The organism is Neorhizobium descurainiae (genome assembly GCF_051400715.1).
GTDB lineage: Bacteria > Pseudomonadota > Alphaproteobacteria > Rhizobiales > Rhizobiaceae > Neorhizobium.
This window is the reverse complement of sequence record NZ_JBLFFK010000002.1, coordinates 84,222-98,555: the sequence shown is the minus strand read 5'-3', so window position 1 is coordinate 98,555 and position 14,334 is coordinate 84,222. Positions and strand designations below refer to the sequence as shown.

Sequence of the window (14,334 nt, the reverse complement as noted above, 5' to 3'; positions counted from 1 at the left end):
GCGGCAATGCGCTCAGATGCGTCCACCGGCCTCGACGATGACCTTGGTCAGGCTGCCGGTGGCCGGGAAGAGGGGAATGAGGCAGGCCTGCAGCGCATGATAGATATCGCCCTTGCCGGGAAAGAGCGTATGCGCCGGGACGAGGTCTTCAGTCAGCTCCTCGTGCCAGCCGCCGTTCTTGTGGTCGATGAAGCGGTTGGCGATCGTGCCCCAAATGAGGCGGTAGCCGTCCTCGTAGAATCGGTCCGCGGGCAGATGCTCGTTCAGGAAATGCGCGGCCGCGGCCCCTTCGCACATCGGCCACCAGAGCTTGTTGGTCTTGGCCGGCCTGTCCTGCCAGTCAAGCGTATAGAAGAAGCCGCCTTTCTCCTTGTCCCAGCCCAGCGACATGGATTGGACGAAGAGCGATTTTGCAGCTTCGGGCATCCAGCCGTGCTTTTTGCCCCCGAGCGCCCAGAGCTGCAATAGGAGGCGTGCCCATTCCAGCCAATGGCCGGGCGTCGTGCCGGCGGGGCGGAACATCTCGTCGGGATGGTAATAATCCTTGTTGACCGTCCATTCCGCGTCGAAATGCTCGGCGACGCGGAAGCCCACGCTGCCGGCCGCGCGGCGGATGACCAAGTCGGCAATGCTTTCGGCCTTCTGAAGATAGGCCGTCTCGCCGGTCGCCTCGAAAGCCGCCATCAGCGCTTCGGTGAGATGCATATTGGAGTTCTGGCCGCGATAGCTTCCCTCCTCGATCAGCGACCAGTCGCGGTTGAACTCTTCGGCGATTGCCCCGTGGCGGGTTTCCCAGAATTTCGTTTCCAGGATTTCGGTAATATCGGCCAGCATCCGCTCGGCGAGCGGATGGCCGGCCACCTTGGCCGAGGACGCGGCAAGCAGCACGAAAGCGTGGCCGTAGCCCTGCTTGGCGGGACCGACGGCGCCGTCATCGTTGACCTGCCAGAAATAGCCGTCATGCTCCGCATCGCGGTGACGCTCCCAGAGATAGCGCATGCCGTGGTCGATGATATCGCCGGCGCCGGGGCGGCCGAGCAGGTAACCGATCGAGAAACAATGCACCATGCGCGCCGAGGCGTGGATGCCGCGGGTCGGATTGGCCCCGCCGATCGGCGAGCCCTGATCGTCGAGATCGAAAAAGCCGCCTTTCGGATTCATGGCCCGGTATTGGAAGAAGTCGAAGAGGCCGTCGGCCTGATCCAGCAGCCAGCGCCGATGATAGGGAAGGCTCGCCCAATTGGCGGCTGTCTGACCGTTATCGCTCATGGAGACCTCAAATGGCTGAATGGGTACGTTGCTCAGAACGCCTATAGCGCCCGGCTGGTTTCCTGTCATCGGCTATTCGATTGACGATCTCTCATGTCAGAGTTCACTTCAGTTATATATTGACATAAAGATATGTTTATGCGGTTATTGAATTATCTCGAAGCATGAGGATGTGCGATGTTCGATGAACTCTTCGGCCCCGAAGCCTCCCGCCGCGACGGCGCGGAAATCCTGGCGGCGCTCAAGGCCGCGGCGCGGGAGCGCATCCTGATCATCGACGGCGCCATGGGCACCGAGATCCAAGGGCTCGGCTTCAACGAGGACCATTTTCGCGGGGAGCGGTTCGCCGGCTGCGCCTGCCATCAGCAGGGCAACAACGACCTCCTGATCCTCTCGCAGCCGCAGGCGATCGAGGAGATCCACTACCGTTACGCCAAGGCCGGCGCTGATATCCTCGAGACCAACACCTTCTCCTCTACCCGCATCGCCCAGGCCGACTATCAGATGGAGAATGCCGTCTACGACCTGAACCGCGATGGTGCGCGGCTGGCGCGGCGCGCGGCACTCCGGGCGGAGAAGGAGGATGGCCGGCGCCGCTTCGTCGCCGGCGCGATCGGCCCGACCAACCGCACAGCGTCCATTTCTCCCGACGTCAACAATCCCGGTTACCGTGCGGTGACATTCGACGACTTGCGCATCGCCTACGGAGAGCAGCTCGACGGCCTCATCGACGGCGGCGCCGACATCATCCTGATCGAAACGATCTTCGACACGCTGAACGCCAAAGCCGCGATCTTCGCCTGTGCCGAACGTTTCGCCGAAAAAGGCATCCACCTGCCGGTGATGATCTCCGGCACGATCACCGATCTTTCCGGCCGCACGCTTTCCGGCCAGACGCCGTCGGCCTTCTGGTATTCGGTTCGCCATGCGAAGCCCTTCACCATCGGCCTGAACTGCGCGCTCGGCGCCGATGCGATGCGCCCGCATCTGCAGGAACTCTCGGCCGTCGCCGACACGTTCATCTCGGCCTATCCGAATGCCGGCCTGCCGAACGAATTCGGGCGCTACGACGAGACGCCGGACGACATGGCCCGCCAGATCCGCGGCTTTGCCGAGGAAGGGCTCGTCAACGTCGTCGGCGGCTGCTGCGGCTCGACGCCGGAGCATATCCGGGCGATCGCCGATGCGGTTGCGCCGTTCAAGCCGCGCGAAGTGCCGGAGCACAAGCCGTTCATGGCGCTCTCCGGCCTGGAACCCTTCGTCTTCACCAAGGACGTGCCTTTCGTGAATGTCGGCGAGCGCACCAACGTCACCGGCTCGGCGAAATTCCGCAAGCTGATCACCGCCGGCGACTTTACGGCGGCGCTCGCGGTCGCCCGCGATCAGGTTGAAAACGGGGCCGCCGTCATCGACATCAATATGGACGAAGGCCTGATCGATTCCGAAAAGGCGATGGTCGAGTTCGTGAACCTCATCGCCGCCGAGCCGGATATCGCCCGCGTGCCGCTGATGCTCGACAGCTCCAAGTTCGAGATCATGGAGGCCGGCCTCAAATGCGTGCAGGGCAAACCGGTCGTCAACTCGATATCGATGAAGGAGGGTGAAGAAAAGTTCCTGGCCCAGGCGCGGCTCCTGCGCAATTACGGTGCTGCGGTCGTCGTCATGGCCTTCGACGAGCAAGGGCAGGCCGATACGTTCGAGCGCAAGGTTTCGATCGCCGAGCGGGCCTACAAGCTGCTGACCGAAGAGGCGGGTTTTCCGCCGGAAGACATCATCTTCGATCCGAACATCTTCGCCGTCGCGACGGGTATCGAAGAGCACAACAATTACGGCCTCGCCTTCATCCAGGCGACGAAGGCGATCCGCGAGCGCATGCCGCATGTGCATGTCTCGGGCGGCGTCTCGAACCTTTCCTTCTCCTTCCGCGGCAACGAGCCGGTGCGCGAGGCGATGCATGCCGTGTTCCTTTACCACGCCATCCAGGCAGGCATGGACATGGGCATCGTCAATGCCGGGCAGCTCGCGATCTACGAGAACATCGAGCCGGAACTGCGCGAGGCCTGCGAGGACGTGGTCCTCAACCGCCGCGACGACGCGACGGAACGCATGCTCGAAATCGCCGAGCGCTATCGCGGCGCCGGAGCCAAGGAGGCCAAGGCGCAGGACCTCGCCTGGCGCGAATGGCCGGTCGAGAAGCGCCTGTCGCACGCGCTGGTCAACGGCATCACCGAGTTCATCGAAGCGGATACCGAAGAGGCGCGACAAAGCGCAGAGCGGCCGCTGCATGTCATCGAAGGTCCGCTGATGGCCGGCATGAATGTTGTCGGCGACCTCTTCGGTTCCGGCAAGATGTTCCTGCCGCAGGTGGTGAAGTCCGCCCGCGTCATGAAGCAGGCCGTCGCCGTGCTGCTGCCCTACATGGAAGAGGAGAAACGCCTCAATGGTGGCGACCAGAAGAAGTCAGCCGGAAAAGTGCTGATGGCGACCGTAAAGGGCGACGTGCACGATATCGGCAAGAACATCGTCGGCGTCGTGCTCGCCTGCAACAATTACGAGATCATCGACCTCGGCGTCATGGTGCCCTCCACGAAGATCCTCGAGACGGCGATCGCCGAGAAGGTCGATATCATCGGGCTTTCCGGCCTTATCACACCGTCGCTCGATGAGATGGCGCATGTGGCCTCCGAAATGGAACGGCAGGGCTTCGATATTCCGCTCCTGATCGGCGGAGCCACCACCAGCCGCGTGCATACGGCGGTCAAGATCCATCCGCGCTACGATCGCGGCCAGGCGGTCTATGTCAACGATGCGAGCCGCGCCGTCGGCGTCGTCTCATCGCTGCTGTCGCCCGAGGCCAGGCAGGGCTATATCAGCACCGTGCGGGCGGAATATGCCAAGGTGGCGGCGGCGCATGCCCGTTCCGAGGCCGAGAAGACCCGTCTTTCGATCTCGCGCGCCCGCGATAATGCCGAAAAGCTCGACTGGTCGGAATACAAGCCGACGAGACCGCAATTCCTCGGCACCAAGATCTTCGAGACCTATGACCTTGCGGAGCTGGCGAAATATATCGACTGGACGCCCTTCTTCCAGACCTGGGAGCTGAAGGGCCGGTTCCCGGCCATTCTCGAAGACGAGAAGCAGGGCGAGGCGGCGCGCCAGCTTTATACGGACGCCCAGGCGATGCTCGATAAGATCATTGCGGAAAAGTGGTTCCGGCCGCGGGCGGTGATCGGTTTCTGGCCGGCCAACACGGTCGGCGACGATATCCGCCTCTTCACGGACGAGGGCCGCGCCGAAGAGCTCGCGACCTTCTTCACGCTGCGTCAGCAGCTTTCCAAGCGGGACGGCCGGCCGAACGTGGCGCTCTCGGATTTCGTCGCGCCGCGGGCGACGGGCCTGGAAGACTATGTCGGCGGCTTCGTGGTGACGGCAGGCATCGAGGAGGTGGCGATCGCCGAGCGTTTCGAGCGGGCGAACGACGACTACTCGTCGATCCTCGTCAAGGCGCTGGCCGACCGTTTCGCCGAAGCTTTCGCCGAATGCATGCATGAACGGGTCCGCAAGGAGTTCTGGGGCTATGCGCCGGACGAGAACCTTTCGTCAGAAGAGCTGATCACGGAAGCCTATGGCGGCATCCGGCCTGCGCCCGGTTATCCGGCCCAGCCCGACCATACGGAAAAGGCGACGCTCTTCCGGCTGCTCGATGCGGAGAACGCAACCGGCGTCACGCTGACCGAGAGTTATGCGATGTGGCCCGGTTCTTCCGTTTCCGGCCTCTATATCGGCCACCCGGCATCCTATTATTTCGGCGTGGCGAAGGTCGAGCGTGATCAGGTCGAGGATTATGCCAAGCGCAAGGGCATGGCGATCGCGGAGGTCGAGCGCTGGCTCGGTCCGGTCCTCAACTATGTGCCGTCATCCGAGCAGGATGCAGTGGACGATGCTGCGTGACAATTAGCGCCGGGCTTGTCCCGAGGATCTGCCGTACTTTTCGCTTGGGCCCGGTAGATCCTCGGCACAAGGCCGAGGATGACGGGGGAGCGTTCTAGGCTTCCGTCAGAATCAATCCCGAACGATCAGGAAGTCGCTGGCGTTGAAGCGCAGCGTCACGGCTTCGCCCGCCTGCGGCATGACGGCATCCGGCGCATTGAACATGTCGAACGAAATCCGGTTGCCGCCGACGTCGATCTTGGTGCGGATCACCGAGCCGAGGAAATGCGAGGAGACCACCTTGCCGGTGAGCGAGGTATCGCCCTTGGCGTTTTCGGAAAGCGAGCCGGCTTCCGGGCGCAGCGCGATCGACAGCTTGTCGCCGATTTTCAGCGCGCCGATCGGTTCGCGCAGCCTGACGACATTCTCGCCGACGTTTACCGTATTGGCTGCCGGATCGGCCACGGTCGCCTCGATCATGTTGAGCGTGCCGACGAATGAGGCGACGAAGCGGGTGGCGGGGCGATTGTAGATTTCCGACGGCGTGCCGATCTGGTCGGCGCGGCCGGCATTCATGACGACGATGCGGTCGGAGATCGACAGCGCCTCTTCCTGGTCATGGGTGACGAAGACGGTCGTGATGCCGAGCTGGCTCTGGATCTGGCGGATTTCTTCGCGCAGCGAGACGCGGATCTTGGCATCGAGCGCCGAAAGCGGCTCGTCGAGCAAAAGCACCTGCGGTTTCGGCGCGAGCGCGCGGGCGAGCGCCACGCGCTGCTGCTGCCCGCCCGACAGCTGATAGGGATAGCGATCGGCGAGATGATCGAGGCGGATCAGCGACAGCATCTCCTTCACGCGCGCTTCGATCTCCGCCTTCGGCTTTCCGGCGACCTTGAGGCCGAAGGCGACGTTGTCGGAGACGTTCATGTTCGGAAACAGCGCATAGGCCTGGAAGACCATGCCGATGTTGCGCTGGCTGGTCTTCAGCCGGTTCTGGTCCTTTCCGTTGATGCTGATCCTGCCGCCGCTCGGCGTCTCGAAGCCGGCGATCATGCGCAGCACCGTCGTCTTGCCGCAGCCGGACGGGCCGAGAAAGGAGACGAATTCGCCCTTCTCGATCGACATATCGAAGTCCTTGACGACCTGCGTCTGCCCAAAACTCTTCTTGATATTTTCAAGGACGAGGAACGACATTGAGAAAATTCCTTAGGGCCGGGACGGCGGCAATTTACTGAAACGGGTCACGAGCTGGAGGAGCCCCATCGAAAGCCAGGTGATCGCAAACGCTATGATGGCAAGCGCAGAGGGTTCATAGGCCTTGTTGGCGCCGACAAGCTGCAGATAGGGACCGAATGCGGGCCGGTTGAGGAGCGCCGCCATGGTGAATTCGCCCATGACGATCGCGAAGGTGATGAAGGCCCCCGACAATACGCCCGACATGACATTCGGGAAGATGCAGCGGAACATGATGGTCGGCCATTTGGCGCCGAGGATTTCGGCGGCTTCCGTCAGCGTCCGCACGTCGATCGCGCGCATGGCGGTATCGACCGCGCGGTACATGTAGGGCAGGGAGAGCGTCATGTATGAAAGCACCAGCAGGATATTGGTGCCCTGCGTCGAGCCCGTGAACGGAAGCCAGGACGACGAGTTGTAGAGCCTCAGATAGCCGAAGACGATGACGATCGCCGGGATCACCAGCGGCAGCAGCGTGATGAATTCGATCACCGGACGCACCTGCGGCAGGCGCAGCCGCACCCAATAGGCGGTCGGCACGACGAGCAGCATGCCGAAGATGATGGTGAAGAGCGCCATCATCATCGAGAAGCCGAAGGTCTGCTGGAACTGGATATCCGAGAAGACCGACTGATAGGCATCGAAGGAATATTCGCCGCGCCGCATGCGCAGCGAGAATTCGAACGTGCCGATCAGCGGCACGAAGAAGTAGATGGCGCCGATGGCGATGGCAATCCAGGCAAGGACCTTGCTCGTCTTCATTTCTGTCCCCCTCACTTCTGCCAGCGTTCAGCGCGCATGCGCAGCAGGATGTAGAGGATGTTGGAAACGCCCGTGATGACGATCATGCCGAGCGCCAGCGCATAGCCGAGATTGGGGTTGTGCAGCACGTCGCCGCGGATCTGGGCGTAGAGCAGGATCGGCACGATGTTGAGCGAGGAGCCGGTCAGCGCATAGGCCGTGGCGATCGCGCCGAAGGCATTGGCGAAGAGCAGCAGCGTCGTGCCCATCAGGCTCGGCCAGAGGATCGGCAGCGCCACCATGCGCCAGTATTGCCAGGTCGAGGCGCCGAGGATTTCGGAAGCCTCGCGCCATTCCTTCTTCATGCCGTCGAGCGCCGGCGTCAGGATCAGCACCATCAGCGGGATCTGGAAGAACATGTAGGTAATGGTCAACCCGAAGAAGGAGAGGATGTTGAAGCCGGTCGAATAGAGATTGAAACCGATCCAGTCGCGCAGCAGCACCGTCACCAGGCCGGTGCGTCCGAGGGTGGCCAGGAAGGCGAAGGCGAGCGGCACGCCCGCAAAGTTGGAGGCGACGCCGGAAAAGGTGAGCAGGCCGGAACGAACCCAGGAGGGAACGCCGCCGAGCACGATCGCCCACGCGAGGAAGAAGCCGATCAGCGCACCGCCGAGCGCGGACGCCACCGAGACCTTGATGCTGATCCCGTAGGCGCTCATGATCGACGGCGTGAAGAGATCGACGATGTTCTTCAAGGTGAACTGGCCGTCCGGCGTGAAGAAGGCGCCCGTCACCAGATAGAGGGTCGGGACGATCAGGAACATCAGCGCGAAGATCATGAACGGCGCGATGCCGAGCCAATCGACGACGGTGCGGCGGTCGATGAAGGACGTGGTGGCGGTGCTCATGAGGCGCTGGCTTCTGCCGGAGGAGGAAAAGTCTCCCCGCCGGAGCAGCGGGGAGACTGAATTCAGGATGTTACTGCACGTTGGCGCCGACAGTCGCATCCCACTTGGTGGTGATCGCGGTCTTGCCGGCTTCCTGCTCGGCAAGCGTCGGGAAGACGGCCTTTTCATAGGCCGCCGCCGGCGGCAGGGCGTCGAGCAGCTCCTTCGGGATCTTGTTGTTCTTGGCAAGATCGTTGAAGCGGATCGGGTGGCAATAGCCCTTCAGCCAGCCGAGCTGGCCTTCGTCCGAATAGAGGAACTCCATCCACAGCTTGGCGGCGTTCGGATGCGGAGCGAATGCGGAGATCGCCTGCACGTAGACGCCGGCCACGACGCCGGAGGCCGGGACGACGACTTCGAGCGGCGGGTTGCCCTTCAGGCTGTCGCGCCAGGAGAGGCCGTTATAGTCCCATGCAATCACGATCGGGGTCGATCCTTGGGCAAGCGAGGCGGACTTGCCGATGACCGGAACGAAGTTGCCGGCCTTGTTGACGTCCGCGAAGAAGGAAAGGCCTGCTTCGCCAGCCTTGGCGGCGTCCTTTTCACCGGTGGAGAGGCCGGCGGCGTAGACGGCCTGGACGGCCTGGTTGGAGGCGCGCGGGTCGCCGGCAAGCGCGACCGCGTTGGCGAATTCCGGCTTCTTCAGGTCGGCCCAGTCCTTGGGGAGTTCCTTCACGATGTCGGTGTTCACGACAAAGGAAAGGACGCCGTAATAGTCGCCGTACCAGTAGCCTTCCGCATCTTTGGCACTGTCCGGGATCGTGTCCCAGGTGGAAACCTTGTAGGGCATCAGAAGGCCTTCGGCCTTGGCGGACGGGCCGAAGGAGAGGCCGACGTCGATGACATCAGGGGCCTGGGGGCCGGCATTGCCCTTGTTGGCCTTGATCGCTTCGATTTCGTCGCCCGAACCGGCATCGGGGTTCAGCTCGTTGACTTCGATGCCATACTTGGCCTTGAAGGCGGCGATCAGGTCGCCATAGCCGCACCAGCTATGGGGCAGGGCGATCGTGGTCAGCGTGCCTTCCTTCTTGGCGGCTGCGATCAGTTCGGCGCTCGGCTCGGCGGCGGCGGCGAGGCTCGCCGAAGCGATGACGATGGCGGTCGTCATCGAAAGAAGACGTTGGGTCCTGTTGAGCACGGTATCCTCCTAGGGTTCAGGTCGTGTGGTTCGGGTCGTTAGGGCGGGACTCGTAGAGCCAGTTCATGTATCGTATATGACAGCCCGGATCGTGAGCATTTGCTCATAAACTGCCGATTTTCCGGGATATTCCTTGCATTCTCGATGGTCAGTCGGGGCGTGTCTGACGGCCCGGGCGGCGGAAGAGGCGGCTCCGCTCGAACAGGCCTTCGAGAGAGTTCATGCGTTCGCGGGTTTCCTCCCATGTGGCGCTCTGTACCGCCTCGATCAGCGCTTCAACCACAAAGAGCGTGATCACCGAGGAGTCCCAGGCGGAGGGCGCTTCGATACGCATCTTGAACGTGTGCTCTGCATGTTGTGCGACAGGCGAAGCCCAGACGTCGGTGAACAAGACGATGACGACGCCGTTGGCCTTTGCGGTCTCTGCCAGCGTCGCCATCTCCTGCTCGTAACGGCGGATATCGAAGATCACCAGCACGTCGCCTGAACTCATGTTGAGCACGTGCTGCGGCCAGGAACTGGAATTGTTGGAGATCAGCGTCGTCTTCGGACGGATGACCTGCATATGGGTGAAGAAATATTCCGCGAGCGCCCCGGTGATGCGGCCTCCGACGAAATAGATGCTGCGGCTGCGATCGCGCAAAAGTGCGGCCGCGCCCTCGAACGTCGTCGTGTCGAGGTCGGACAGCGTGTCGCGCAGATTGGCGGTGATGGCATCGGCGAAGCGGTTCAGGATATGGGTGCCGGGCGCGTTGGAAGCCCAGCGGTCGTGCTTGGCGATGGGGTTGGAGATCGTCGCTTCGAGCTCCTGATGCAGATGTGACTGGAATTCCGGATAGCCCCTGTAGCCGAGCTTCTGCACCATGCGCGCGACCGTCGGCGTGGACACGCCGGCATTCTCCGCGATGACAGTGATGCTGCCGAGCCCCGACATCGGATAGTTCTCCAATAGGCTGTCCGCCAACTGTTTTTCCGCGCGCGTCAGGCTGTCGTAACGAACACGAATGACATCCGATACGGTGCGTGCTGTTGGTGGCACGAAAACTGTTCCCTCCGGTCTGCGCCGGTTTACCGCACAAGATTAACATTCGTTTCCAGGGAGAAGTCAATCGGGCCTTTGAAGAGAAATTTTCAGAATTGCATTGACGAGAGTCAAAAAGTGAAGAATTCTCTTCTTAATTCAAAATTAGTCATTCCGGGACGCGGTCATGCTGGTTCGGTCGGAGTTTTTCACGGAGGCGGACGGTGAACCCGTCGCCGTGGAAAATGCCGGCGGCAAGGGAGAGGTGCTTCTCGTCTGCGAGCACGCCTCGCCGCGCATGCCGGAGCGCTACGGCGATCTCGGGCTTTCGGAGGAGGCGCTCAACTCCCATATCGCCTGGGATCCCGGCGCTTTCGCGGTCGCCAGGCTGATGTCGAAGAGCCTCGACGCGACGCTGATCTACCAGCGGTTCTCCCGCCTCATATACGATTGCAACCGGCCGCCGGAATCGCCGGCCGCCATACGCGACGTCTCCGAAATCTTTCGTATCCCCGGCAACGAGAACCTGTCCGAGGCCGAGCGTTCGCGGCGCACCACAGCGCTTTACATGCCGTTCCACGGCCGCATCCGCGAGGAGATCGCGGCGCGGCGGGCGAGGGGGCAAGGGACGGTGTTCGTCACCATCCACAGTTTTACGCCGGTCTATTTCGGCAGGGAACGGCCGGTCGAGATCGGCATCCTGCACGATGCGGATAGCCGCCTTGCGGACCGCATGCTGAGAGCGGCGTCCGACACGCGTCTCTATCGCGTCGAGCGCAACGAACCTTATGGCCCGGCGGACGGCGTCACCCATACGCTGGAAGCCCATGCCCTGCCGGCCGGGCTTCTGAACGTGATGATCGAGATCAGGAACGACCTGATAGCGGATGAAACCGGCCAGGGGGTCGCGGCCGATTTTCTGACAGGGCTGCTGCGGGAAAGTCTCGCAGACGTCCAAGGATAAGACCCCCGCAAAGGGGACAGAGGGAGCAGCGAAAGCTGCGAGGCGCCGACACCGGAAAAAAGCGGGCGGCGCCAGGACATGTCGACTGGGGTGGGGCTGGCCAGAACGGCCAGCCGCCCGTTTTCTTGATCAGGAGAGAAGGGCATGGAAAGTTCATCTGCAGGCGTCAGCTACAAGAAGACTGACGCATCCTATTTCGAAAAGCGCGGGCTCTCCCGCTATGCAGGGGTCTGGTCGCTCTGGGCGCTCGGCGTCGGAGCGGTCATCTCCGGCCATTTTTCCGGCTGGAATTTCGGTTTTGCGACGGGCGGCTGGGGCGGCATGCTGGTCGCCGGCATCATCATCGCCATCATGTATCTCGGCCTCACCTTCTCGATCGCCGAGATGAGCCCGGCATTGCCGCATACGGGCGCGGCCTATTCCTTCGCCCGCACCGCCATGGGGCCGTGGGGCGGCTTCGTCACCGGACTTTGCGAGAACGTCGAATACGTGCTGACGCCGGCGGTGATCGTCACCTTCATCACGGCCTACGTCAATTCGATCTTCGGGCTCGATGCGGCGTATTCGCCGCTCATCTGGATCGTCTTCTACGCGATCTTCCTGGCATTGAACGTCTTCGGCCTGGAACTCTCGTTCAAGGTGACGCTGGTGATCACCATCATCTCGCTCGCCGTTCTGGTGTTCTTCTGGATCAGCGCTATTCCCAGCATGGATTTCTCCCGCTGGGCGCTGAATATCGGCGCGGGGCCGGATGGGGCGGCGGTCGAACTGCCGGAAGGCAACGGCTCGTGGTTCCCCTTCGGCTTCTCGGGCGTGCTTGCGACCCTGCCGTTCGCCGTCTGGCTGTTCCTGGCGATCGAACAGCTTCCGCTGGCGGCAGAAGAATCCGTCGATCCGAAGCGCGACATGCCGAAGGGGATCATCCTCGGAATGGTGACGCTGATGATCTCGGCCTTCATGATCGTTCTGCTCAACCCGTCCGTGCCGGGTGTCGGCTCCTTCCATCTCGGCTCATCGCTGGAGCCGCTGCTGGACGGCTTCAAGGCGGTCTATGGCGATAGCGGCGTCGTGGTTCTCGGTCTCGTGGCGCTGACCGGGCTCATCGCCAGCTTCCACACGATCCTCTATGCGCAGGGCCGGCAGGTCTATTCGCTGTCGCGTGCGGGCTATTTTCCGACGGTGCTCTCGGTCACGCATTCGGTCTACAGGACGCCCCATATCGCAATGATCACGGGCTCGCTGGTCGGGCTGGCGGTCATGCTGGTGATCTGGTTCTCGCTTGGCGCGGAGCAGGGGGGCAGTGTCATCGGCAGCGTGCTCCTCAACATGGCGGTCTTCGGCGCGATGTTCTCCTACATCATGCAGGCGATCTCCTTCATCATCCTGCGCAAGAAACTGCCGAACATCGAGCGGCCCTTCCGCTCGCCGCTCGGCATTCCTGGCGCCGTCTTGACGATCGTCATCGCGGTGGTCACGCTGCTCTATCAGGTCCAGGACCCGAACTTCACCAGGGGCGTGCTCTGGGTGATCGTCTGGTTCGCCGTCGCGATCGCCTATTTCGCGGTCGTCGGTCGCCATCGCCTGATCCTCTCGCCGGAAGAGGAATTTGCGATGGAGCACAAGCAGGCGGCATCGCTCGTCTGAGATTTTCCGGCGCGGCCTTCCGGCCGCGCCTCCCGTATTTTCAAAGGAACGGATGCAGGGGCATGGCCGCCAATTATTCTTTCGACGATCTGAAGCTCGATGTCGCCGCGGGGCGTATCGATACCGTCATTGCCGCCCAGGTGGACATGCAGGGCCGGTTGATGGGCAAACGGTTCCAGGCGGAATATTTCGTCGAGAGCGCCTACAAGGAGACCCATAGCTGCAACTACCTGCTCGCGACGGACATGGAGATGGAGACGGTCTCCGGATACAAGGCGACGAGCTGGGAGAAGGGCTATGGCGACTACACGATGAAGCCGGACCTCTCGACGCTCAGGAAACTGCCCTGGCTCGAGGGCACGGCGCTCGTCATCTGCGACGTGCTCGATCATCATACCCATGAGGAAGTGCCGCATTCACCGCGCGCCATCCTGAAGAAGCAGGTGAAACGCCTGGAGGCCATGGGCATGACGGCCTTCATGGCGACGGAGCTGGAATTCTTCCTGTTCGACCAGACCTACGACAGCGCCCGCGAAGGGGGATATCGCAGCCTCAAGCCCGCCAGCGCCTATAACGAGGATTACCATATCTTCCAGACGACCAAGGAAGAGGACGTGATGCGGGCGATCCGCACCGGCCTGCAGGGCGCAGGCATCCCGGTCGAGAACTCCAAGGGCGAGGCATCGGCCGGGCAGGAGGAGATCAACGTCCGGTACGCAGACGCGCTCGCCATGGCCGACCGCCACGCCATCATCAAGAATGCGTGCAAGGAGATCGCCTGGCAGAAGGGCAAGGCCGTCACCTTCCTCGCCAAGTGGAATTACAGTGCCGCCGGCAGTTCCTCCCATATCCATCAGTCTCTCTGGAACGCGGACGGCACGACCCCGCTGTTCTTCGATGAAAGCGGCGAGCACGGCATGTCCGAGACCATGAAGCATTACATGGCCGGGCTGCTTACCCATGCGGGCGAGATCACCTATTTCCTGGCGCCCTACATCAATTCCTACAAGCGCTTCATGGCCGGCACCTTCGCGCCGACCAAGGCCGTCTGGTCGAAGGACAACCGCACGGCCGGTTACCGCCTCTGCGGCGAAGCTACCCGAGGCATCCGCGTCGAATGCCGCGTCGGCGGTTCCGACCTCAATCCCTATCTCGCGATGGCGGCGCTGATCGCGGCCGGTATCGACGGCATCGAGAAGAGGATGGAGCTGGAGCCCGCCTTTGTCGGTGACGCCTATGGCGGCAAAGGCGTGCGGGAAATCCCGAAGACGCTGCGCGATGCGATCGGCATCCTGAACGGCTCCGAAATGCTGCGCTCGGCCTTCGGCAACGACGTCATCGACCACTATGTCCGGGCCGGCCTCTGGGAACAGGAGGAATACGACCGCCGCGTGACGGACTGGGAAGTGGCGAGGGGTTTCGAAAGGGCGTAGACCTTTCCATCAGG

Annotated in this window: 10 protein-coding genes; 4 read left to right on the top strand and 6 right to left on the bottom strand. The window is 62.3% G+C overall.

Annotated features, from left to right (window positions below; genetic code table 11):
- Positions 1-12 precede the first annotated feature (12 nt).
- A complete protein-coding gene (locus ACMGE0_RS04100) occupies positions 13-1,269 on the bottom strand; it encodes an AGE family epimerase/isomerase (RefSeq protein WP_436814598.1) in 1,257 nt (418 codons plus the stop codon).
- Between the two features lie 177 nt (positions 1,270-1,446).
- Here ACMGE0_RS04100 and metH point away from each other — a divergent pair, with 177 nt between their 5' ends.
- Positions 1,447-5,220, top strand: coding sequence for a methionine synthase (metH, locus tag ACMGE0_RS04095; RefSeq protein ID WP_436814597.1), 3,774 nt, complete (start codon positions 1,447-1,449; stop codon positions 5,218-5,220).
- A 111-nt stretch (positions 5,221-5,331) separates the two neighbouring features.
- On the opposite strand, the gene ACMGE0_RS04090 is transcribed toward metH, so the two are convergent.
- The 5 genes from ACMGE0_RS04090 to ACMGE0_RS04070 all read right to left on the bottom strand — a co-directional run bounded on the left by ACMGE0_RS04090 (position 5,332) and on the right by ACMGE0_RS04070 (position 10,297).
- Complete coding sequence (locus tag ACMGE0_RS04090) at positions 5,332-6,393, bottom strand: ABC transporter ATP-binding protein (RefSeq protein ID WP_436814596.1); 1,062 nt, start codon at positions 6,391-6,393, stop codon at positions 5,332-5,334.
- A 12-nt stretch (positions 6,394-6,405) separates the two neighbouring features.
- Entirely contained in the window at positions 6,406-7,194 is a 789-nt protein-coding gene (locus tag ACMGE0_RS04085; protein WP_436814595.1) for an ABC transporter permease, read from the bottom strand.
- Between the two features lie 11 nt (positions 7,195-7,205).
- The gene (locus ACMGE0_RS04080) at positions 7,206-8,081 is read right to left on the bottom strand and encodes an ABC transporter permease (RefSeq protein WP_436814594.1); all 876 of its coding nucleotides are present in this window, start codon (positions 8,079-8,081) and stop codon (positions 7,206-7,208) included.
- A 70-nt stretch (positions 8,082-8,151) separates the two neighbouring features.
- Entirely contained in the window at positions 8,152-9,258 is a 1,107-nt protein-coding gene (locus ACMGE0_RS04075) for an ABC transporter substrate-binding protein (protein WP_436814593.1), read from the bottom strand.
- 148 nt (positions 9,259-9,406) lie between these two features.
- Positions 9,407-10,297 (bottom strand): MurR/RpiR family transcriptional regulator, encoded by an 891-nt coding sequence (locus ACMGE0_RS04070; RefSeq protein ID WP_436814592.1) that lies wholly within the window; start codon positions 10,295-10,297, stop codon positions 9,407-9,409.
- Between the two features lie 169 nt (positions 10,298-10,466).
- Between ACMGE0_RS04070 and ACMGE0_RS04065 the strand changes: the two genes are divergently transcribed.
- From ACMGE0_RS04065 to ACMGE0_RS04055, 3 genes are all read left to right on the top strand, one after another.
- Positions 10,467-11,243: an N-formylglutamate amidohydrolase gene (locus ACMGE0_RS04065; RefSeq protein ID WP_436814591.1), complete on the top strand. Its 777-nt coding sequence runs from the start codon at positions 10,467-10,469 to the stop codon at positions 11,241-11,243.
- Between the two features lie 144 nt (positions 11,244-11,387).
- Positions 11,388-12,887, top strand: a complete 1,500-nt coding sequence (locus ACMGE0_RS04060) for an amino acid permease (RefSeq protein ID WP_436814590.1) — start codon at positions 11,388-11,390, stop codon at positions 12,885-12,887.
- Between the two features lie 62 nt (positions 12,888-12,949).
- On the top strand, positions 12,950-14,320 hold the full coding sequence (locus tag ACMGE0_RS04055) for a glutamine synthetase family protein (RefSeq protein ID WP_436814589.1): 1,371 nt from the start codon (positions 12,950-12,952) through the stop codon (positions 14,318-14,320).
- Positions 14,321-14,334: the final 14 nt, after the last annotated feature.

Excerpts from the sequence above, each read along its gene's own strand:
- ACMGE0_RS04060 (WP_436814590.1), top strand. The coding sequence starts at position 11,388 with ATGGAAAGTTCATCTGCAGGCGTCAGCTACAAGAAGACTGACGCATCC.
- ACMGE0_RS04065 (WP_436814591.1), top strand. The coding sequence starts at position 10,467 with ATGCTGGTTCGGTCGGAGTTTTTCACGGAGGCGGACGGTGAACCCGTC.
- ACMGE0_RS04055 (WP_436814589.1), top strand. The coding sequence starts at position 12,950 with ATGGCCGCCAATTATTCTTTCGACGATCTGAAGCTCGATGTCGCCGCG.
- ACMGE0_RS04100 (WP_436814598.1), bottom strand. The coding sequence starts at position 1,269 with ATGAGCGATAACGGTCAGACAGCCGCCAATTGGGCGAGCCTTCCCTAT.
- ACMGE0_RS04090 (WP_436814596.1), bottom strand. The coding sequence starts at position 6,393 with ATGTCGTTCCTCGTCCTTGAAAATATCAAGAAGAGTTTTGGGCAGACG.
- ACMGE0_RS04085 (WP_436814595.1), bottom strand. The coding sequence starts at position 7,194 with ATGAAGACGAGCAAGGTCCTTGCCTGGATTGCCATCGCCATCGGCGCC.
- metH (WP_436814597.1), top strand. The coding sequence starts at position 1,447 with ATGTTCGATGAACTCTTCGGCCCCGAAGCCTCCCGCCGCGACGGCGCG.
- ACMGE0_RS04080 (WP_436814594.1), bottom strand. The coding sequence starts at position 8,081 with ATGAGCACCGCCACCACGTCCTTCATCGACCGCCGCACCGTCGTCGAT.